The organism is Streptomyces sp. NPDC058457 (assembly GCF_042720695.1).
Taxonomy (GTDB): Bacteria; Actinomycetota; Actinomycetes; order Streptomycetales; family Streptomycetaceae; genus Streptomyces.
The window spans coordinates 130,337-150,677 of sequence record NZ_JBHXLU010000009.1 but is presented as its reverse complement, the minus strand read 5'-3'; the positions used below and the strand labels follow the sequence as shown (position 1 = coordinate 150,677).

Annotated in this window: 18 protein-coding genes; 15 read left to right on the top strand and 3 right to left on the bottom strand. The window is 72.7% G+C overall.

The features are described from left to right. The first annotated feature begins 10 nt into the window (after window positions 1–10). The 7 genes from ACFWPS_RS10740 to sucD all read left to right on the top strand — a co-directional run bounded on the left by ACFWPS_RS10740 (window position 11) and on the right by sucD (window position 8,958). On the top strand, window positions 11–1,129 hold the full coding sequence (locus tag ACFWPS_RS10740; RefSeq protein WP_383703273.1) for an AAA family ATPase: 1,119 nt from the start codon (window positions 11–13) through the stop codon (window positions 1,127–1,129). Beyond that, a complete protein-coding gene (locus ACFWPS_RS10735; RefSeq protein WP_383703271.1) occupies window positions 1,126–3,612 on the top strand; it encodes a DUF5682 family protein in 2,487 nt (828 codons plus the stop codon). Before ACFWPS_RS10740 ends, ACFWPS_RS10735 begins: the two co-directional genes overlap by 4 nt. Then, window positions 3,609–4,805: a VWA domain-containing protein gene (locus tag ACFWPS_RS10730; protein WP_383703269.1), complete on the top strand. Its 1,197-nt coding sequence runs from the start codon at window positions 3,609–3,611 to the stop codon at window positions 4,803–4,805. The genes ACFWPS_RS10735 and ACFWPS_RS10730 overlap by 4 nt, the downstream gene beginning before the upstream one ends. 237 nt (window positions 4,806–5,042) lie before the next feature. Further along, entirely contained in the window at window positions 5,043–5,852 is an 810-nt protein-coding gene (locus tag ACFWPS_RS10725) for a hypothetical protein (RefSeq protein WP_383703267.1), read from the top strand. Between the two features lie 215 nt (window positions 5,853–6,067). After that, window positions 6,068–6,451, top strand: coding sequence for a hypothetical protein (locus tag ACFWPS_RS10720; protein ID WP_383703265.1), 384 nt, complete (start codon window positions 6,068–6,070; stop codon window positions 6,449–6,451). 413 nt (window positions 6,452–6,864) lie between these two features. After that, window positions 6,865–8,046 carry an ADP-forming succinate--CoA ligase subunit beta gene (gene sucC / locus ACFWPS_RS10715; protein ID WP_383703263.1) on the top strand — a complete coding sequence of 394 codons (1,182 nt, stop codon included), beginning with the start codon at window positions 6,865–6,867 and terminating at the stop codon, window positions 8,044–8,046. Window positions 8,047–8,073: 27 nt separating this feature from the next. Continuing rightward, entirely contained in the window at window positions 8,074–8,958 is an 885-nt protein-coding gene (gene sucD / locus ACFWPS_RS10710) for a succinate--CoA ligase subunit alpha (RefSeq protein ID WP_089099337.1), read from the top strand. 229 nt (window positions 8,959–9,187) lie between these two features. Here the strand turns inward: sucD and ACFWPS_RS10705 are convergent, their stop codons facing one another. Further along, window positions 9,188–10,033: an RNA polymerase sigma factor gene (locus tag ACFWPS_RS10705; RefSeq protein WP_383703261.1), complete on the bottom strand. Its 846-nt coding sequence runs from the start codon at window positions 10,031–10,033 to the stop codon at window positions 9,188–9,190. A gap of 96 nt (window positions 10,034–10,129) precedes the next feature. Here ACFWPS_RS10705 and ACFWPS_RS10700 point away from each other — a divergent pair, with 96 nt between their 5' ends. Then, window positions 10,130–11,866 carry a DUF6350 family protein gene (locus ACFWPS_RS10700; protein WP_383703259.1) on the top strand — a complete coding sequence of 579 codons (1,737 nt, stop codon included), beginning with the start codon at window positions 10,130–10,132 and terminating at the stop codon, window positions 11,864–11,866. Between the two features lie 16 nt (window positions 11,867–11,882). On the opposite strand, the gene ACFWPS_RS10695 is transcribed toward ACFWPS_RS10700, so the two are convergent. Next, window positions 11,883–12,626, bottom strand: a complete 744-nt coding sequence (locus ACFWPS_RS10695) for a hypothetical protein (protein ID WP_383703257.1) — start codon at window positions 12,624–12,626, stop codon at window positions 11,883–11,885. Window positions 12,627–12,972: 346 nt separating this feature from the next. Here ACFWPS_RS10695 and purN point away from each other — a divergent pair, with 346 nt between their 5' ends. Further along, a complete protein-coding gene (purN, locus tag ACFWPS_RS10690; protein ID WP_350788185.1) occupies window positions 12,973–13,602 on the top strand; it encodes a phosphoribosylglycinamide formyltransferase in 630 nt (209 codons plus the stop codon). Continuing rightward, window positions 13,599–15,170, top strand: coding sequence for a bifunctional phosphoribosylaminoimidazolecarboxamide formyltransferase/IMP cyclohydrolase (purH, locus tag ACFWPS_RS10685; RefSeq protein ID WP_383703254.1), 1,572 nt, complete (start codon window positions 13,599–13,601; stop codon window positions 15,168–15,170). Before purN ends, purH begins: the two co-directional genes overlap by 4 nt. Before the next feature lie 81 nt (window positions 15,171–15,251). Here the strand turns inward: purH and ACFWPS_RS10680 are convergent, their stop codons facing one another. Next, window positions 15,252–15,860: an RDD family protein gene (locus ACFWPS_RS10680; RefSeq protein WP_383703252.1), complete on the bottom strand. Its 609-nt coding sequence runs from the start codon at window positions 15,858–15,860 to the stop codon at window positions 15,252–15,254. A gap of 229 nt (window positions 15,861–16,089) precedes the next feature. On the opposite strand from ACFWPS_RS10680, the gene ACFWPS_RS10675 reads away from it, so the two are divergent. The 5 genes from ACFWPS_RS10675 to ACFWPS_RS10655 all read left to right on the top strand — a co-directional run bounded on the left by ACFWPS_RS10675 (window position 16,090) and on the right by ACFWPS_RS10655 (window position 20,330). Continuing rightward, entirely contained in the window at window positions 16,090–16,953 is an 864-nt protein-coding gene (locus tag ACFWPS_RS10675) for a bifunctional methylenetetrahydrofolate dehydrogenase/methenyltetrahydrofolate cyclohydrolase (protein WP_383703250.1), read from the top strand. Next, window positions 16,934–17,359, top strand: coding sequence for a DUF3017 domain-containing protein (locus ACFWPS_RS10670; RefSeq protein ID WP_383703248.1), 426 nt, complete (start codon window positions 16,934–16,936; stop codon window positions 17,357–17,359). The genes ACFWPS_RS10675 and ACFWPS_RS10670 overlap by 20 nt, the downstream gene beginning before the upstream one ends. A gap of 279 nt (window positions 17,360–17,638) precedes the next feature. Continuing rightward, window positions 17,639–18,802, top strand: coding sequence for a sensor histidine kinase (locus tag ACFWPS_RS10665; protein ID WP_383703246.1), 1,164 nt, complete (start codon window positions 17,639–17,641; stop codon window positions 18,800–18,802). Continuing rightward, the gene (locus tag ACFWPS_RS10660) at window positions 18,799–19,476 is read left to right on the top strand and encodes a response regulator (RefSeq protein WP_383703244.1); all 678 of its coding nucleotides are present in this window, start codon (window positions 18,799–18,801) and stop codon (window positions 19,474–19,476) included. The genes ACFWPS_RS10665 and ACFWPS_RS10660 overlap by 4 nt, the downstream gene beginning before the upstream one ends. Before the next feature lie 383 nt (window positions 19,477–19,859). Next, window positions 19,860–20,330: a helix-turn-helix domain-containing protein gene (locus ACFWPS_RS10655; protein ID WP_383703242.1), complete on the top strand. Its 471-nt coding sequence runs from the start codon at window positions 19,860–19,862 to the stop codon at window positions 20,328–20,330. The last annotated feature ends 11 nt before the right edge of the window (window positions 20,331–20,341 follow it).

The following is a 20,341-nucleotide window of genomic DNA, read 5'->3' as shown; positions in this document are numbered from 1 at the left end:
GGCCTCAGCCATGACTGTGTCCGTGGAACCGACCGACCCGACGACCATCGAGAGCGCACTGCGGCCGCACGCCGAGCACGCCTTCGCGGCCGAACTGGCGGCGCTGGCCGCGCAGGACGACCGGCCGCGCCCGGCCCGCTGGAAGATGTCGCCGTGGGCGGTCGCCACCTATCTGCTCGGCGGCACGCTGCCGGACGGCACGGTGATCACACCGAAGTACGTCGGCGCGCGCCGCATCGTCGAGGTCGCCGTCACCACCCTCGCCACCGACCGTGCCCTGCTCCTGCTCGGTGTGCCCGGCACCGCCAAGACCTGGGTCTCCGAGCACCTGGCGGCCGCCGTCAGCGGCGACTCGACCCTCCTTGTGCAGGGCACGGCCGGCACTCCGGAGGAGGCGATCCGCTACGGCTGGAACTACGCGCAGCTGCTGGCCCACGGTCCGAGCCGGGACGCCCTCGTGCCGAGCCCGGTCATGCGGGCCATGGCGGAGGGGATGACGGCGAGAGTCGAGGAGCTGACCCGGATCCCCGCCGACGTACAGGACACGCTGATCACCATCCTGTCCGAGAAGACCCTGCCCATTCCCGAGCTGGGCCAGGAGGTGCAGGCGGTCCGCGGCTTCAACCTGATCGCCACCGCCAACGACCGCGACCGGGGGGTCAACGACCTCTCCAGCGCCCTGCGCCGCCGCTTCAACACCGTGGTGCTGCCGCTGCCGGAGAGCCCGGACGCCGAGGTCGACATCGTCGCCCGCCGCGTCGACCAGATCGGCCGCTCCCTGGACCTGCCGGCCGTGCCCGACGGCATCGAGGAGATCCACCGGGTCGTCACCGTCTTCCGCGAGCTGCGCGACGGCGTCACGGCCGACGGCCGCACCAAGCTCAAGTCGCCCAGCGGCACGCTCTCCACGGCCGAGGCGATCTCCGTCGTCACGGGCGGCCTCGCCCTGGCGGCCCACTTCGGGGACGGCGTGCTGCGGGCCGGTGACGTCGCGGCCGGCATCCTCGGGGCCGTCGTCCGTGACCCGGCCGCCGACCGGGTCATCTGGCAGGAGTACCTGGAGACGGTCGTCCGCGAGCGCGACGGCTGGAAGGACTTCTACCGCGCCTGCCGCGAGGTGAGCGCATGAGCGACGACACGGAGTGGCGGCGGTCGCCCGGCCCCGGGCCGCTGCTGCTGGGGGTACGGCACCACGGGCCCGGCTCCGCGCGGGCGGTGCGGGCCGCGCTGGACGCCGCCCGGCCGCGGGTGGTGCTGATCGAGGGGCCGCCCGAGGCCGACGCGCTCATCCCGCTGGCCGCCGACCCGGAGATGCGGCCACCGGTCGCGCTCCTCGCGCACGCCGTGGACGAGCCCGGCCGCTCCGCGTTCTGGCCGTTCGCCGACTTCAGCCCCGAGTGGGTGGCGGTCCGCTGGGCCCTGGAGCACGAGGTCCCGGCCCGCTTCATCGACCTGCCGGCCGCGCACACGCTGGCCTGGGGAAGAGGGCAGGAAGAAGAAGCGGTTGCGGTCCCCGACACCGACACCGACACCGACACCGAGGCCGACGAGCCCGACAGCGGGCGGCAGACGCCTGAAGCGGCCGACGAGCCCGACAGCGGGCGGGAGAAGCCCGATGCGGCCGACGAGCCCGACACCGACCGGCAGCTGCGTGTCGACCCCCTCGCCGCCCTCGCCGAAGCCGCCGGTTACGACGATCCCGAGCGCTGGTGGGAGGACGTCGTCGAGCACCGGAGCGCGGCCGGGGAGCGGGACGTGTTCGCGCCGTTCGCCGCGGTGTCGGAGGCGATGGGGGCGCTGCGGGAGACGTACGGGACCGGTGGCCGCGACCGGGACCCCGTGCGGGAGGCGCATATGCGGCTGCGACTGCGCGCCGCGCAGCGGGAGTTCGGGGAGCGGGTCGCGGTGGTGTGCGGGGCGTGGCACGTGCCGGCGCTGCGCGCGAAGACCACCGTCGCCGCCGACCGGGAACTACTGAAGGGGCTGCCCAAGGTCAGGACGGACATGACCTGGGTGCCGTGGACGAACCGCAGGCTTGCCCGGGCCGGCGGATACGGCGCCGGTATCGACTCGCCGGGCTGGTACGGACATCTGTTCCGCGCCCCGGACCGGCCGGTGGAGCGCTGGCTCACCAAGGTGGCCGGACTGCTGCGCGAGGAGGACCGGATCGTCTCCTCGGCCCATGTCATCGAAGCGGTACGGCTCGCCGAGACGCTGGCCGTGATGCGCGGCCGCCCGCTGCCCGGCCTCGGCGAGACCACCGACGCGGTGCGGGCGGTGCTGTGCGAGGGCTCGGACGTCCCGCTGGCGCTGGTGCACGACCGGCTGGTGGTCGGGGACGTGCTGGGGGAGGTGCCGGAGGCGGCGCCCGCGGTGCCGTTGCAGCGGGACCTGGTGCGGGAGCAGCGCCGGCTCAGGCTCAAGCCGGAGGCGCTGGAGCGGGAGCTGGAGCTCGACCTGCGCAAGGACACCGACGCCGGGCGCAGTCGGCTGCTGCACCGGCTGCGGCTGCTCGGCGTGGGCTGGGGCGAGCCGGTGCGGTCGCGGGGGAGTACGGGCACGTTCCGGGAGACGTGGCGGCTCTGCTGGGAGCCGGAGCTGTCGGTGCGGGTGGCCGAGGCCGGGGTGTGGGGGACGACCGTCGAGGGCGCGGCGACGGCCAGGGCCGAGGCCGACGCGGTGCACGCCGGCACCCTCGCCGATGTCACCGGGCTCGCCGAGCACTGCCTGCTCGCCGGGCTGCCGGACGCGCTGCCGGTGGTGATGCGGGCGCTCGCCGACCGGGCCGCGCTGGACACCGACGTCGGCCATCTCGCCCAGGCCCTGCCGGCCCTGGTCCGCTCCCTGCGCTACGGCGACGTCCGGGGCACCGACACCCGCGCGCTCACCGAGGTCGCCGCGGGCCTCGCCGAGCGGGTCTTCGTCGGGCTCCCGCCGGCCTGCGTCGCCCTCGACGCGGACGCGGCGGAGGAGATGCGGGGCCATGTGGACGCGGTGCACACGGCGGTGGGGTTGCTCGGGGAGCCGGGGACGGGGACGGGGGCGGGTGCCGATGCCGGCGGCCGTGACCTGCGGCGCCGCTGGCGTGCCGTGCTGCGCACGCTGACCGGGCGGGAGACCGTGCCCGGGGTGCTGCGCGGGCGGGCCGTGCGGATTCTGCTGGACGAGGGGGAGCTGGGGCCGGAGGCGGCGGCGCGGCTGATGGGGCTGGTGCTCTCGCCGGGGACCCCGCCGGCGGACGCGGCCGCCTGGATCGAGGGGTTCGTGGGCGGCAGCGGCGGGGGCGGGATGCTGCTGGTGCACGACGAACGGCTGCTCGGCCTGGTCGACGCCTGGCTGACCGGGGTGCCGGCGGCGGCGTTCACGGACGTGCTGCCGCTGCTGCGGCGGACGTTCTCGGTGTACGAGCCGGGGGTGCGCCGGACGATCGGCGAACTGGTGCGCCGTGGCCCGGGAGAGCGGCTCCAGGGGGCGGGGCAGGCCGGCGGGACACCGGGCTTCGGCGCCGAGGCGGACGCCGGGCGCGCCGACGCCGTACTGCCGGTGCTGCGCCTGCTGCTCGGCCTCGACGAGACAACACCGGACAACGACCTTGTGGGGGCGGGGAGATGAGCACGGACGTGACGGACACCGGCACCGGCACCGGCGCCGAAACCGGTGATCCCGCGTGGGAGCGGCTGCGGCGGTGGCGGCTGGTGCTCGGTGGCGAGGCCGCCGACGGCACCGGGTGCGCGCTGTCGGGGCGGGACGCGGCGATGGACGGGACGCTGGCCGCGCTGTACGGGAAAGGGGACAGACCGCAGTCGGGGCGGGAGCGTTCGGCGGGGCTCGGGGCGTCGGCGCCGTCGGTGGCGCGCTGGCTCGGGGACATCCGGACCTACTTCCCGTCCTCCGTCGTCCAGGTCATGCAGCGTGACGCCATCGACCGGCTCGGACTGGCCTCGCTGCTGCTCGAACCGGAGATGCTGGAGGCGGTGGAGGCGGACGTGCACCTGGTCGGCACCCTGCTCTCGCTCAACAAGGCGATGCCAGAGACCACGAAGGAGACGGCGCGGGCGGTGGTGCGCAAGGTCGTCGAGGACCTGGAGAAGCGGCTGGCCACCCGCACCCGGGCCACCCTCACCGGCGCCCTCGACCGCAGCGCCCGCGTCAACCGGCCACGCCACCACGACATCGACTGGAACCGCACCATCGCGGCCAACCTCAAGCACTACCTGCCCGAGTACCGGACGATCGTGCCGGAGCGGCTGATCGGGTACGGGCGGGCGTCGCAGTCGGTGAAGAAGGAAGTGGTGCTCTGCATCGACCAGTCCGGGTCGATGGCCGCGTCGGTGGTGTACGCCTCGGTGTTCGGGGCGGTGCTGGCGTCCATGCGGTCGATCGACACCCGGCTCGTCGTCTTCGACACCGCGGTGGTCGACCTCACCGACCGGCTGGACGACCCGGTGGACGTCCTGTTCGGCACCCAGCTCGGCGGCGGTACGGACATCAACCGGGCGCTGGCGTACTGCCAGTCGCAGATCACCCGGCCGGCGGAGACCGTCGTCGTCCTCATCAGCGACCTCTACGAGGGCGGGATACGGAACGAGATGCTGAAGCGGGTCGCGGCGATGAAGGCGTCGGGGGTGCAGTTCGTGGCGCTGCTCGCGCTGTCGGACGAGGGGGCGCCGGCGTACGACCGGGAGCACGCGGCCGCGCTTGCGGCGCTGGGGGCACCGGCGTTCGCCTGCACGCCCGACCTCTTCCCCGAGGTGATGGCGGCGGCGATCGAGAAGCGGCCGATTCCGGTGCCGGACACCGTGTGATGCCGCGCCCGGAGGGTGACTTGTCGACTCGGTGATGTCCGGCACCGGCCGTCAAAACGGACATGACTACCCATCGGTAACGGGGGGCTTGCGCAACCTCGGGAGTCCCGTGCAAGGATCGAAGTCTCCACGGGTCTTTCACCGGCCTTCACGCCGTCGGGCCCCCTCTGCTCTGTTCCGCCGCACGGGAGGATCCTCCCCGTCTTGACCTCGCCAGCAGTTGTGTCCGGTGCCGCCGTGCGCGTGTTGCGCACGGTGCCGGGACGACGTGCGCTGCAACTGGCGCTGCTGGTCGGCGGACTGCTCGCGCTCGGCTTCCTCTGCGGGCAGCAGGCGCAGGCGGCCGAGGGGGTGCCTTCGACTCCGTCGTTGACGTCGCTGACGTCGGCCGTGCCCCGGAAGGCGCCGCCGCCGGGGGCACGGAAGCCCGCCGTCATCAAGGCAGTGCCGGTGGCGCCGGTGGTGGACGGCGTCCACGAGGTCGTCCGGTCCGTGACCGACACCGTGACCGACACCGTGAACTCTCCCATCACCTCGGCCCTGACCGAGACGCTCACCGAGACGGTGCGGCAGGTGACGGAGCTGCCCGTGGTGCAGGTGCCGGAGCTTCCCGTCGTCTCCGAGCCGCCGGTCGAGTCGGCACCGGTGACGCCGACGCCCGGCCCCGCGCAGCCGCGGACACCGGTCACGCACGACGCCGGGCACGACAAGTCCCGTACGGAAAAGGCAGCGGCGGCGACCACCGCCGTGTCGTACGGGCCGCGGATCACCGCCGTGGCCTTCGCGTCCGACCGGGCGGCGGCACACATCGGCGGCCATCGCGCCGCCCGCGCCGTCGACGCTCCCGCCCACCCCGCGCCCACCGGAGACCCGGACGGTGTGCTGGGCAAGTCGGCGGTCGACGGCAGCCCCTCCCGGCACGGTGACGCGTACGCCGTGGCCTTCGCCGACCGGGCGCTGCTCAGGCTCGTGCCCGGTGCCGCCGCGCGCCTCGACGCGGCCGGAACCCCGGACAGATACCGGGACATCCCGGTCTTCCCCGGCTAGGACCGGCGACCCCCTTCCCCGCCACAGACCTGTCGCGCGGGGGCGGAACAGGTCTGCCCGCCCGTCCGGACCTCTGAGGACCCCTCCCACGGCTCCTCCTCCGAACCTTCCGGACGGCGATGTCCCCAGCCGCGCTTCCGGCACCCCCCCCGGAAGCCTCCCGGCTCCGCGTCCGCGTCCCGAACGCACCGGAGCCCCGAAGGACTGACGTACGCATGCACAAGAACATCCGCCGCTCCGTCTTCACACCCGCCGCCGGACCGGCGCCCACCACGGGCCGGGCCGGCCGCACCGTCGCCGCCGAGATCCGGGCCGCCGAGGCCATCTACGGCGCCCGGGCGGCCCGCGCGGCAAAGGCAACGGCAAGGGAAAGGGAGCGGGAGAGGGAGCGGGAGAGGGAGCGGGAGAGGGCGGGCGAGAGGGCCACCACCCACCCCGCGACCGCCGAGGTCACCGTGGCCGTCGTGGACACCGCCTCCCCGGCCGTCCCCGGGGACGGCGTCGACCACCTGTTCGGCCCCCTCCCCTCCTCCGTTCCCGAGGCCGTGAGCTCGGAGTACGCCGGCGGTCCGCAGGACGCCGGGGCGTACTCCGGCTGACTCCGGGGGGTGGTCGCCCGGACGGTCGAATGCCGTCGGTCCGGCCGGTCCGACACCCCCCGGTACGGGCAGGCCGGTCCCCCAGGGGCGGGGACCGGCCGCCCGGCCCCGCGAGGGGCCTGAGGCCTCACCGGGCCAACCCCAGCCCGGTGAGGCCTCGCACATCGCACGCAAGACGGCACGCCGTGCCATGAGAACCCGGGATACCCGGCATCATGTGACAGGTATCACCGCTCAGGTGTGACCCTCGATTTAGGGAGCCCCCGTGAGCGGCGATAATCTGCGAGACGGACATGCCGCGCGCTCGGACACCGTGTGCGCCCCCCTTGTGACACACGCGGACGTCACGTTGCCCTTCGCGGCACGCCCACGCATCCAACGAACCGCGAGATCACTGATAGGGACGGAAGCGCGTGGACCTGTTCGAGTACCAGGCGAGGGACCTCTTCGCCAAGCACGATGTACCGGTGCTGGCCGGTGAAGTCATCGACACGCCTGAGGCGGCGCGCGAGATCACCGAGCGGCTGGGCGGCAAGTCTGTCGTCAAGGCGCAGGTGAAGGTCGGTGGTCGCGGCAAGGCCGGTGGCGTCAAGCTGGCTACCTCCGCGGACGAGGCCGTCGCCCGTGCGACGGACATCCTCGGCATGGACATCAAGGGCCACACGGTCCACAAGGTGATGATCGCCGAGACCGCCCCGGAGATCCTCGAGGAGTACTACGTCTCCTTCCTCCTCGACCGTGCCAACCGCACCTTCCTCTCCATCGCCTCCGTCGAGGGCGGCATGGAGATCGAGGAGGTGGCGGCCACCCGTCCGGACGCCGTCGCCCAGACCCCGATCAACCCGATCGACGGTGTGGACCTGGCCAAGGCCAAGGAGATCGTCGCCGCCGCGAAGTTCCCGGCCGAGGTCGCCGACAAGGTCGCCGACGTCCTGGTCACGCTGTGGGACACCTTCATCAAGGAGGACGCCCTCCTCGTCGAGGTGAACCCGCTGGCGAAGGTCGCCTCCGGTGACGTCATCGCCCTGGACGGCAAGGTGTCGCTGGACGACAACGCCGAGTTCCGCCACGCGGACTGGGCGGAGCTCCACGACAAGGCCGCGGCCAACCCGCTGGAGGCCGCCGCCAAGGAGAAGAACCTCAACTACGTCAAGCTCGACGGCGAGGTCGGCATCATCGGCAACGGCGCGGGTCTCGTCATGAGCACCCTGGACGTCGTCGCGTACGCCGGTGAGAACCACGGTGGCGTGAAGCCCGCCAACTTCCTCGACATCGGCGGCGGCGCCTCCGCCCAGGTCATGGCCAACGGCCTGGAGATCATCCTGGGCGACCCCGACGTCAAGTCGGTCTTCGTCAACGTCTTCGGTGGCATCACCGCCTGCGACGAGGTCGCCAACGGCATCGTGCAGGCCCTGAAGCTCCTGGAGGACCGCGGCGAGGACGTCTCCAAGCCGCTCGTCGTCCGCCTCGACGGCAACAACGCCGAGCTGGGCCGCAAGATCCTCACCGACGCCAACCACCCGCTGGTGCAGCGCGTCGACACCATGGACGGCGCCGCCGACAAGGCCGCCGAGCTGGCAAACGCCGCCAAGTAAGCACTCAGGACGAGGACACAACACACCATGGCTATCTGGCTCAACAAGGACAGCAAGGTCATCGTCCAGGGCATGACGGGCGCCACCGGCATGAAGCACACCAAGCTCATGCTGGCCGACGGCACCAACGTCGTGGGCGGCGTGAACCCCCGCAAGGCGGGACAGAAGGTCGACTTCGACGGTACCGAGGTACCCGTCTTCGGCACCGTCAAGGAGGCCATCGAGGCCACCGGCGCCAACGTCTCCGTCATCTTCGTGCCGGAGAAGTTCACCAAGGACGCGGTCGTCGAGGCCATCGACGCCGAGATCCCGCTGGCCGTCGTGATCACCGAGGGCATCGCCGTGCACGACTCGGCGTCGTTCTGGGCGTACGCCGGCAAGAAGGGCAACAAGACCCGGATCATCGGCCCGAACTGCCCCGGCATCATCACCGTCGGCCAGTCCAACGTCGGCATCATCCCGGGCGACATCACCAAGCCGGGCCGCATCGGCCTGGTCTCGAAGTCCGGCACGCTGACGTACCAGATGATGTACGAGCTCCGTGACATCGGCTTCTCGACCGCCGTCGGCATCGGTGGCGACCCGATCATCGGCACCACGCACATCGACGCGCTCGCCGCGTTCGAGGCCGACCCCGACACCGACCTGATCGTCATGATCGGTGAGATCGGTGGCGACGCCGAGGAGCGGGCCGCCGACTTCATCGCGAAGAACGTGACCAAGCCGGTCGTCGGCTACGTCGCGGGCTTCACCGCGCCCGAGGGCAAGACCATGGGTCACGCCGGCGCCATCGTCTCCGGTTCGTCGGGCACCGCCCAGGCGAAGAAGGAGGCCCTGGAGGCCGCGGGCGTCAAGGTCGGCAAGACCCCGACCGAGACGGCGAAGCTGGCCCGCGAGATCCTGGCCGGCTGAGCGCCGATCTCGACGCCGGTTGACTGAACGTAGGTAGGCCCGTCCCCGGAGTGGGGGCGGGCCTACCGGCGTTTCGCTCGCCCGCGCTTGCGGGGTGCCGCTGCGCCCACCCGTGCCGCCCCAGCGGCACGACTGCCCGCAGCTATGAAGCCGGCGCGAGTGCAGCGCCCCGACAAGGGGCGCGGGGAACTGCGCGAGCAACCCCCACCGGCCCGCGGCCGAACGACGGCTATCTCGCCACCGGTACCAGTCTCTCCGGTCCCTTCTCGGCCGCCCTTTGCAGCTTCGCCTGCAGCGCCCGCTCCCCGGCGGACAGCGGTCCCAGCCCCACCTCCGCCGGGACCCCGCTGATCGCCTGGGCCGGGCCGATCGGTGCCTCGTAGTGCGTCGGCGCCGTCCGCAGCGTGAGGGTCGTCGCCGCGATGATCGTCGCCGTGAAGGCCAGCGCGGACCGGGTCCAGAAACGGGTCTGCCGTTCGGCGTAGGTCCGTACGGTGGGCGGCGGCTGGGCCGCCCGCAGCCGCTCCGTGGAGGCCAGTTCGGCGAGCCGCCGGTTCAGCGCGGCGGGGTCGGCGAGTTCCGGCACCCGGTCGGCGACCAGCCGCCGTGCGCGGGTCAGCCGGTTGGCCGCCGCCGGAGTGCTCGCCTCCGTCTCCGCCGCGGTCTCCGGCAGGTCGAGGCCGACGCCGTCGTACAGCAGCAGCGTGCGGCGGTACGTCGTCGGCAGTTTCAGCAGCGCCTCCAGGAGCGCGCGGTCGGCCGCGTCGGCCGGCGGGGGCTCGGGGTGGCGGTAGCGCAGGCGGAATCGGTGCCAGGGGGAGAGCGCGCACTCGTGCGCCACCGCCCGCACCCAGCCGGCCGGGTCCCGGTCGCGGGCCACCTGCGGCCAGTTCTGCCAGGCGAGTTGGAAGGCCCGCTCGACGGCCTCCTGCGCCAGTTCCCGGCGGCCGGTGAGCAGGTAGGTCTGCCGTACCAGGGCCGGGGCGCAGAACGCGTAGAGCGCGTCGAAGGCCTGAGCGGGCGTCAGAGCGGGGGACGGTCCGGCCTCGTCGGTACGGGCAGGGCTCTGCGTCATCGGGCGCACCTCCCTTCGAAAAAGCACATAAACATATATTGAGCGACACTTCGGCTGTTCACCGGTTACGACGGGAAAGCGCGTGTCGTTGGGAGCATGGCGGTCGTGATTCGGATGATCGCCCGCCGACTGTCGTTGCCGTCCCGCCGACCGTCGTTGTCGCCTCTGCTCAGCCGGGTGCGCGACCGCTCCCCGGGACTGGCCGCGAGCCTGGCGGCCGGCGCGCTCGCCGCCGGGCTCGGGCTGGGCGCGTTCGCCGTGCTGGCGATCGCGCTGTGGGTCAGCTCGCCGTACCCCGACAGCGGTCCGGGCGGCGCGCTGCATGTCGCGGCGGCGCTGTGGCTGCTCGCCCACGGCGTCGAACTGGTCCGCACCGACACGCTGTCCGCGGTACCCGCTCCGGTCGGGGTGACGCCGTTGCTGCTGCCCGCACTGCCGGCGCTGCTGGTGTACCGGGGCGCTCGGGACGCGGTGGACGCGCCGCACGGCGACTACGCCGACGCACCACCGCCGGTCCGCGCCCGTACCTCGTGGACCGGGGTCGTCGTCGGCTACCTCGGCGTCGGCGGCTGTGCCGCGCTCTACGCGTCCGGCGGTGAACTGCGGCCCCAGTGGCCGTGGGCGGCGGTATGCCTGCCGTTGCTCGCGACGGCCGCGGCGGGCGCCGGGGTGTGGACGGCGTACGGCCGTCCGCGTGAACCGCTGCTGAGTCTGATGCTGGTGCTGCCCGGGTCGGCGCGCCGGCTGCTGCTCGGGCGGGACACGCGGGTGCGGTGGGGTACGGCGGTCCGCGCGTCCCTGGCCGGGACGACCGTGTTCTTCGGGGGTGGGGCGCTGTTGCTCGCGGTGTCACTGGTGGGGCACGGCGAGGCGGCACGGTCGTCGTTCCTGCAGCTGACGGCGGGCTGGTCGGGCCGGTGCGCGGTCCTGTTCCTCTGCCTCGCGCTGATTCCGAACGCGGTGGTGTGGTCGGTGTCGTACGCCGTGGGCCCCGGCTTCGCGCTCGGCGCCGGGCATCTCGTCAACCCCCTGGCCTCGGATCCGGCACCGCTGCTCCCGCCCTTCCCGCTGCTGGCGGCGGTGCCGCAGCACGGCCCCGGAACTCCGGCGAACTGGCTGGCCGGGGTGGTGCCGGTGGCGGCCGGGGTGACGGTGGCGTGGTTCGTGGCGGCGAGGGCGGTCAGGCGGCGCTGGACGGCCGGGCGCACGGCCGGGGTGGTGGCACTGGCGGCGCTGCTGTGCGCGCTGCTGCTCGCGGCGCTCGCCGAGCTGGCCGGCGGTCCGCTGGGGGTCGCCGCGCTCACCCGCTTCGGCCCGGTCTGGTGGCAGACGGGCATGGCGGCCGGCGGCTGGCTGCTCGCGGTGGGCGTACCGGGAGCCCTGGGGCTGCGGGCGTGGCGCAGGGAGGGCGCCGCTTCACTCGCCGCATGGCTGGGGTTCGCGAGCACACAGCCGGAGGAGTGGCGCACCATGGAGAACCGACGGAAGCGGCAGAGGCGGCGGAAGCGAGGGAAGCGAGGGAAGCAGGGGAAGCGAGGGAAGCAGGGGAAGCGAGGGAGCCATACGCCGTCGGCCCCGGCCCCGGCCCGGGCGTCGACCCCGGCCCCAGCTTCGCCGTCGGCCCCGGCCCAGGTCGTGGTGGTAGGGCTGCGGCCCGATCAGGGCGACGGCGACGCGTCCGAGCGGTACGAGGCACTGCCGGCCGAGCCGCACAAGGTGCTTCCCGGGGACCCGCTGCCCGGATTCTGGGAGGACGAGGCGGCACGCAGGGCCCGCTGGACGGCGTTGCGGAAGCTGTCCGAACCGGCCGTCGAGGACACCGACGGCCCCTGACCCTCCGGTCGTCCCGTCAGCTGTTCCCGCTCCCCAGCACGTTCCGCAGCTCCTGCGGCAGCAGGTGGTCGCAGGACTGCTTCGCCTCGTTGGTGAGGGCGTCCGTGACGCAGGTGTAGTAGTCGCGGTAGACCATCTGGGCCGTGAAGTTCGCCGCCACCAGGGCCAGCGCCAGGGACGCCGTGACCAGACCGCTGATCGCCGCCGTCGTCTGGGGGCGGCCGGTGGTGGCCTCGTCGGGGGTGCGGGGCTTGGCGCGGAGCGCGCTGATGCCCCAGTAGAGGGCCAGGGCACCGAGCAGCAGCGCCACGTACGGCCAGCTGAAGAGCGCGAAGAGGAAGGCCCACATGCCGCACAGCAGGGCGTACCGCGCCCGCCGCTGCACCGGATCGGTCGGATCCCAGCGCATGCCGGGGCCGCCAGGGCCGCCGGGACCGCCCTGACCGCCGCCGCCCGGGCCGCGGTCGGGACGCTCGCCGAACCCGCCGGGCTGCCGGCCGGGCTGGCGGTCGCTCCACTGGCTGCCCCAGGGCGCCCCTTGATCGTCGTCACCGGCCGGGCGGCGCGGCCGCCAGGGCGTGTCCGGCGTGCCCTCGGGCGGCGGGGCGAAGGGGTTGTCGTCCTGCTGGTCGCCCTTCGGCCGGTCCGAGGGCGCGTCCGGCGGCGAGGCCGGCCGCTCCCGCAGCAGCACGGCAGCGCGCGTCCCTCCCTGTACCGACTGCGGGGGGAGCATGCGAAGTCCCAGGCTGCGGTCCGGCATCAAGTGAGCGTCTTCCCTTGGATCAAGATGAACAGAACAGAGCTGATGGATCGGCTGGATACGGCTACGGCTGGCTGCGGGTGATTCGGCAGAGCAGCCGAAACGACTGCCTACCCGGTGAACGCGCCGTATCCCGGACGCGTTCCCGCCTCGGTACCTCCCAGACGCTACCTTCCGGCCACGCCCCCGTCCCGTGGGGGCCGCCCGGTGTGCCGGTATCGTTGCTGACGGTCGGCCGCTTCGTAGACTTCCCCGTATCCCGGGGCGCGATGCACTCGTACGAATGTACAAAGCGGGTGCGAGTCCGGCCGCCGTACCGACGCTCCCCCGAGAAAGGGCCCCCACCGTGGCCGCCAAGCCCGTGGCCAAGCGCCTCGTCGTGCTGGTCTCCGGATCCGGCACCAACCTCCAGGCGCTCCTCGACGCGATCGCAGAGAACGGCGTCGAGGCCTACGGCGCCGAGGTCGTCGCCGTAGGCGCCGACCGCGCCGGCATCGAGGGGCTCGCGCGGGCCGAGCGGGCCGGGATCCCGACCTTCGTGACCAGGGTGAAGGACTTCGGGACCCGGGAGGAGTGGGACCGGGCGCTGGCCGACGCCGTGGCCGCCCACGCACCCGACCTCGTCGTCTCCGCCGGGTTCATGAAGATCGTCGGCAAGGAGTTCCTGGCGCGGTTCGGAGGGCGGACCGTCAACACGCATCCCGCGCTGCTGCCCAGTTTCCCCGGGGCCCACGGCGTACGGGACGCGCTCGCGTACGGCGCCAGGGTCACCGGCTGCACCGTCCACTTCGTCGACGACGGCGTCGACACCGGGCCGATCATCGCTCAGGGCGTGGTGGAGGTCCGGGACGAGGACGACGAGAGCGCTCTGCACGAGCGCATCAAGGACGTCGAGCGAAGGCTGCTCGTCGAGGTCGTGGGGCGGATCGCCCGCAACGGCTATCGCATTGAGGGACGAAAGGTAGTTATCCAGTGACCGCCACCGCCGAGAGCAACAAGCGGCCCATCCGGCGCGCGCTCATCAGCGTCTACGACAAGACCGGGCTCGAAGAGCTCGCCCGCGGACTGCACGAGGCCGGTGTCGCGCTCGTCTCCACCGGCTCCACCGCCTCCCGCATCGCCGCCGCCGGCGTTCCCGTCACCAAGGTCGAGGAGCTCACCGGCTTCCCGGAGTGCCTGGACGGCCGGGTCAAGACCCTGCACCCCAAGGTCCACGCCGGCATCCTCGCCGACCTGCGCCTGGCGGACCACCGGCAGCAGCTCGAAGAGCTCGGTGTCGAGCCGTTCGACCTCGTGGTCAGCAACCTCTACCCGTTCCGCGAGACCGTCGCCTCCGGTGCCACCCCCGACGAGTGCGTCGAGCAGATCGACATCGGCGGCCCCTCGATGGTGCGCGCCGCCGCCAAGAACCACCCCTCGGTCGCGATCGTCACCAGTCCCGCTCGGTACGCCGACGTCCTGGCCGCGGTCGCCGACGGCGGCTTCGACCTCGCCACCCGCAAGCGGCTCGCCGCCGAGGCCTTCCAGCACACCGCGTCCTACGACGTGGCGGTCGCGAGCTGGTTCGCCTCCGAGTACGCGCCCGTCGACGAGTCGCCGTTCCCGGACTTCCTCGGTGCCACCTGGGAGCGGGAGAACACCCTGCGCTACGGCGAGAACCCGCACCAGCCCGCCGCCCTCTACGTCGACGCCTCCGGCGGCGGCCTCGCCAAGGCCGAGCAGCTGCACGGCAAGGAGATGTCGTACAACAACTACACGGACACGGACGCCGCGCGCCGTGCCGCGTACGACCACGACGAGCCGTGCGTCGCGATCATCAAGCACGCCAACCCCTGTGGCATCGCGATCGGTTCGGACGTCGCCGAGGCGCACCGCAAGGCCCACGCCTGTGACCCGCTGTCGGCGTTCGGCGGGGTCATCGCCGTCAACCGGCCGGTCAGCAAGGAGCTGGCCGAGCAGGTCGCGGAGATCTTCACCGAGGTCATCGTCGCGCCCGACTACGAGGAGGGCGCGCTCGAAGCCCTCGCCAGGAAGAAGAACATCCGGGTGCTGAAGGCGCCGGGCGCCCCCGCCAACCCGGTCGAGGTCAAGCCCGTCGACGGCGGCGTGCTCCTCCAGGTCACCGACCGCCTCCAGGCCGACGGCGACGACCCGGCCAACTGGACCCTCGCGACCGGCGAGGCGCTCGGCCCCGAGGAGCTCGCGGAGCTGGCGTTCGCCTGGAAGGCCTGCCGGGCCGTGAAGTCCAACGCCATCCTGCTCGCCAAGGACGGCGCCTCGGTCGGCGTCGGCATGGGCCAGGTCAACCGCGTCGACTCCGCGAAGCTCGCCGTCGAGCGGGCGGGGGAGGAACGGGCGCGCGGCTCCTACGCGGCCTCCGACGCCTTCTTCCCCTTCCCCGACGGTCTGGAGATCCTCACCGCGGCCGGCATCAGGGCCGTGGCGCAGCCGGGCGGTTCGGTCCGTGACGAACTCGTCGTGGAGGCCGCGAAGAAGGCGGGCGTGACGATGTACTTCACCGGCACGCGGCACTTCTTCCACTGAGTCACCGCGCAAAGAGCGCAAACACCAGGGCCGTGTCCCCCCTGCGCGGGGACACGGCCCTTGGAGTACCGGGGCGAACGCTCAGTTGCTGCGGATCACGATGGTGCCGCAGACCTTGTCGGCGAACGTCTGGCGCTTGGAGTCCCACGCCGGCCACAGCCAGCCCAGGTAGCAGGCGAGGCTGTCCAGGATGTGCGCGATACGGCGCACGAAGGCCATGCCGACGCCGATCGGCTGGCCGGTGGCCTCCTTGACCAGGCGGATGCCCAGCGCCTTCTTGCCGACCGTCTGACCGGTGCGGCCCTCCATGATCAGCTGCCAGATGGCGACGGCGAGGACGGCGAGGAGGCCGATCGCCCTGATCGCCGCGTTGTTCCTGCCGACGATCACGATGATGTACGGCACCAGGAAGACGAGGCCGTCGACGATGGTGCCGGCGAAGCGCTGACCCCAGTTCGCGTACGGCGGCGTCGCGCCGTACCCCTGCTGCGGGTAGCCGTAACCGCCCTGCTGCGGGTAACCGGGCTGCTGGGGGTAGCCAGGCTGCTGGGGGTAGCCGTAGCCCTGCTGCGGCGGCACGCCCTGCGGGGCCTGCGGGTAGCCGGGCTGCTGGGGGTAGCCGTAGCCGGGCTGACCCTGCTGCGGGTCCTGCGGCTGACCATAGGGGTTGTTGGGCGAGCCGAAACTCATGACCGGTTTCCTCCGTTGGACCTGCGGGGACGACGCGGACAAGGACGGAGGTACGTCATGATCTGAGCGGTTTGCCCCCCACCGGACCGCGATACTGCGCCGCTCATCGTTTAGTACGGGCGTGTTGTTGTCCACCCCGATTCGCGATGTGTTGTGCAAGTGCAACATCATTGATCATGACCGCACACCCGACTGGAACCGGGAGACCGGCATCCGCGAGGATGGAGCCATGAGCGCCCAGATTCTCGATGGCAAGGCCACCGCAGCCGCGATCAAGTCCGATCTGACCGTCCGCGTGGCGGCGCTGAAGGAGAAGGGCGTCACGCCCGGCCTCGGCACGATCCTCGTCGGGGACGACCCCGGCAGCCAGAAGTACGTCGCCGGCAAGCACCGCGACTGCGCGCAGGTCGGCATCGCCTCCATCCAGCGCGAACTCCCGGCCACCGCGACCCAGGAGGAGATCGAGGCGGTCGTCCGCGAGCTCAACGACGACCCCGCCTGCACCGGCTACATCGTCCAGCTCCCGCTGCCCAAGGGCATCGACGAGAACCGCATCCTGGAACTGATGGACCCGCACAAGGACGCGGACGGCCTGCACCCGATGAACCTCGGCCGGCTGGTGCTCGGCGAGCCGGCGCCGCTGCCCTGCACCCCCAACGGCGTGCTCACCCTGCTGCGCCGCCACGGCGTCGAGATCAAGGGTGCCGAGGTCGTGGTCGTCGGCCGCGGTGTGACCATCGGGCGCCCGATGCCGCTGCTGCTCACCCGGCGCAGCGAGAACGCGACGGTCACGCAGTGCCACACCGGTACGCGGGATCTCGCGTCGCATCTGAAGCGCGCCGACATCATCGTCGCCGCCGCCGGCTCCCCGCACCTGATCCGTCCCGAGGACGTCAAGCCGGGCGCGGCCGTCCTCGACGTCGGTGTCTCCCGCAACGCCGAGGGCAAGATCGTCGGCGATGTGCACCCCGGGGTCGCCGAGGTCGCCGGATGGATCTCGCCGAACCCCGGCGGGGTCGGGCCGATGACCCGGGCGCAGCTGCTCGTCAACGTGGTCGAGGCGGCGGAGCGCAGTGTCGGTGCGGGGGAGTGAGGCCGGCGGGGGGCGCCGGGTGACCCGGCGCTTCCCGCTGTTCACCCGGGACACGGCACGCCCCGAAGGGGGCGGCAGGGCCGCGTCGGGGGATCTGCCGGCGCCGGCCAGGCAGTGGCCGATGCTGGTCGTGCTGTCGACCGTCGGGGTCGGGCTGCTGCTGACCTCGCTGGACCAGTTCCGGGTCGGTGCGCTGCTGATCGGGGCGGCGCTGCTGGCCGGGGCGGTGATGCGGTGGATACTGCCGAGCGTGGGGATGCTGGCGGTCCGGTCGCGGTTCACGGACATCGCGACGTACGGGGTGCTGGGGCTGGCGATCGTGCTGCTGGCGTTGATGGCGCAGCCGAAGCCGTGGCTGGTGATCCCCTACTTGAAGGACACGCTGCATTTCACGATGAAGAGCTAGAGGGTTCGGTTTCGGGTGCGGGGCGGTGGGGGCTGGTCGCGCCCACGCGGCGGTAGCCGCACATCCGACACAGCCCCGCGCCCCTTACGGGGCGCTGATGTCCCCGGTGCTTGAAATGGGCCCGCACCTCCCCCGGTGGGTGCGGGCCTCCTCCCCCCGGTTCGAAGGTAGGGATCCGGCTTCGTTCGCGAATCCCACTTTCGGTTGAACCTCCTACAACTTCCGCGGTACGTCCGGCGATTGACTCGCCCTCTCCGGGCCCCGCGTTACGCTGCGGCGATGCGACCGCGGAACCCGCCCCCACTCGCCGTCGACACGCTGATCGCGTGCATGACGGTCGTGATGGCCGTGTTGCTGGGGCGGGAGTCGCCCACCCAGGGGTGGCCGCAGCTGGACGCGCGGGCGTACGCGCTGATCGGGCTGGCGCAGCTGCCCGTCGCCCTGCGCGGGCGGTGGCCGGTCGCGGTCTTCGCCGTGATGCAGGGCGCCTCGATCGTCTACGTCAGCCTCGGCTTCTGGCCCGTGGTGTGCACCTTCGGCTCCATGCTGGCGCTCTACACGATCGCGTCGGTACGGCCGGTCCGGATCGCCGTCGGCTGCGCGGTCTGCATGACCGGCATGTGGCTGTACGCGGGGATCGTCACCGACGACTCCTCGATGCCGTCCGTCGTCATGCAGGCACTGCTGTACTGCTCGGTGCTGGTCTGGTTCGGGCATCTCGCGCAGCGGTCCGCCGCGCTCACCCGGCATCTGCGGGCCGAGCAGACCGAGCGGGCACGGCGCGCGGTCGCCGAGGAACGCGGGCGGATCGCACGGGAGTTGCACGACGTCGTCGCCCATCACATGTCGGTGATCGCCGTGCAGGCGGGGCTCGCCAGATTCGTCTTCGAGTCCGATCCGGGCAAGGCGCGCGGGGCGCTCGGCACCATCGCCGACACCAGCGGGGAGGCCCTGGACGAGCTGCGGCGCATGCTCCAGGTGCTCAGGGACGAGGATCCGCGCGCCGCCGAGCGCGCTCCCATGCCGACCCTGGAGCGGCTGGTCGAGCTCGTCGAGAGGGTGCGGGCCGGCGGACTGCCCGTCGAGTTCGTGGTCGAGGGGGACCCCCGGCCGCTGCCGCCCGGCGTGGAGCTGTGCGCCTACCGCGTCGTCCAGGAGGCGCTCACCAACGTTCTCAAGCACGCCGGCCACGCTCACGCGCGCGTGCTGCTCCGGTACGGGCCGCACGAGTTGACCGTGTCCGTCCGCGACGACGGAGAGGGGGTGAATCCGGACAGAGTGCGAACGGGCGCCGGACATGGCTTGATTGGCATGCGGGAGCGGGCCAAGCTCTACGGCGGGACGATCAGCGTCGGCCCACGCTCCGAGGGCGGCTTCGCGGTCGAGCTGGCCCTGCCGACATCGGCCGCACTCGCACGGCGAGGGGACGACCGTACCGGATGACCAGAGTGCTCGTGGTCGACGACCAGTTCCTCATCCGCGCGGGCCTGGTGGGCCTGCTGGAGGCCGCCCCCGGGTTCGAGGTGGCCGGCGAGGCGGGGGACGGTGCGGAGGCGGTGCGGCTGGCCGCCGAGACCCGGCCCGACGTCGTCCTCATGGACATCCGGATGCCGGGGGTCAACGGCATCGAGGCGACCGAGCGCATCCTCGCGCAGACGGACGGTCCCGCACCCCGCGTCCTCGTCCTCACCACCTTCGACCTCGACGAGTACGTGTACGGCGCGCTGCGCGCCGGCGCCTCGGGGTTTCTCCTCAAGGACTCCGGCCCCGAACGGCTGCTGGCCGCCGTCACCGCGGTGGCCGGCGGCGACGCCCTGTTCGCCCCCAGCGTCACCCGGCGCCTGGTCGAGGCCTTCGCCCACCGGCACGGCCCCGGCCCCGACGCCGGACCCCCGCCCGACCTCGACGTGCTGACCTCCCGCGAGGTCGAGGTCCTCAGGCTCACCGCGCGCGGGCTGTCCAACCTGGAGATCGCCGACCGCCTCTACATCAGCGAGGCGACCGTGAAGACCCACCTCAACCGCACCATGACCAAGCTCGACCTGGGCAGCCGGGCGCAGGCGGTGGTGGTGGCGTACGAGACGGGGCTGGTGACCCCGCGCGGACCGGCGAACTGACCGGCGACCCGGCCGGTGGGATCCGTCCGGTGGGATCCGTCCGGTGGGATCCGTCCGGCGGGATCCGTCCGGTGGGATCCGTCCGGTGGGATCCGTCCGGTGGGATCCGTCCGGCGGGATCTGCCCGACGGATCCCTCCGACGGATCTGTCCGAAAGGCGGCCCGTCCCCTCCCCCGAGCAGGACGGACCGCCGTCCTGAATCAGCCTTCCCACCGTGCCGCGGCTGTTCAACGGCTGTCCGCGGGCTGTGGCACAGAGGTGACAGTTCCGCTACGGGCCGCCCGTACTGCCACAGCCTGCGGGAACCGTCCGGCCGCCCACCGTCGTCACCCGCTCTGAACTGGCAACGAACTGGCAACGAGGCAGGCCGTGGAGGTGTGTGATGGGCGGCTGGCAGCCGCTGCCGGAGGGGCTCCCGCCTGAGGTACGGCACTTCGTGGAGCAGCTGCGGCTCCTCAAGGACGACACCGGCCTCAGCCTGGTGGCGCTGGGTGCCCGCACCGCATACAGCAAGTCCTCCTGGCAGCGCTATCTCAACGCCGTGCAGCCGCCGCCCCGGCAGGCCGTCGTCGCGCTGTGCCGGGTCGCGGGCCTGGCCGGCGCCGACGCCGAACGGCACGCCGTGCGCTGGGAGCTCGCCGTCCAGGCCTGGCCGCGCCCGGCGACCGCGCCGGACCGCCCGGCGGGCGCGGGGGAGGCGGAGGGATACGAGGACGACCCGACCCTCCCGTGGTGGGACCGGCCGGAGCCGGACCCGGCGCCCCGCCCGCACGGCCGCCTGCTGCTGTACGCGGTCCTGCTGCTGCTCGCGTTGCTCCTGGTGGCGGTCGTCGGTGCCGTGGCTCTCGGGTGAGCTGTGCGCCC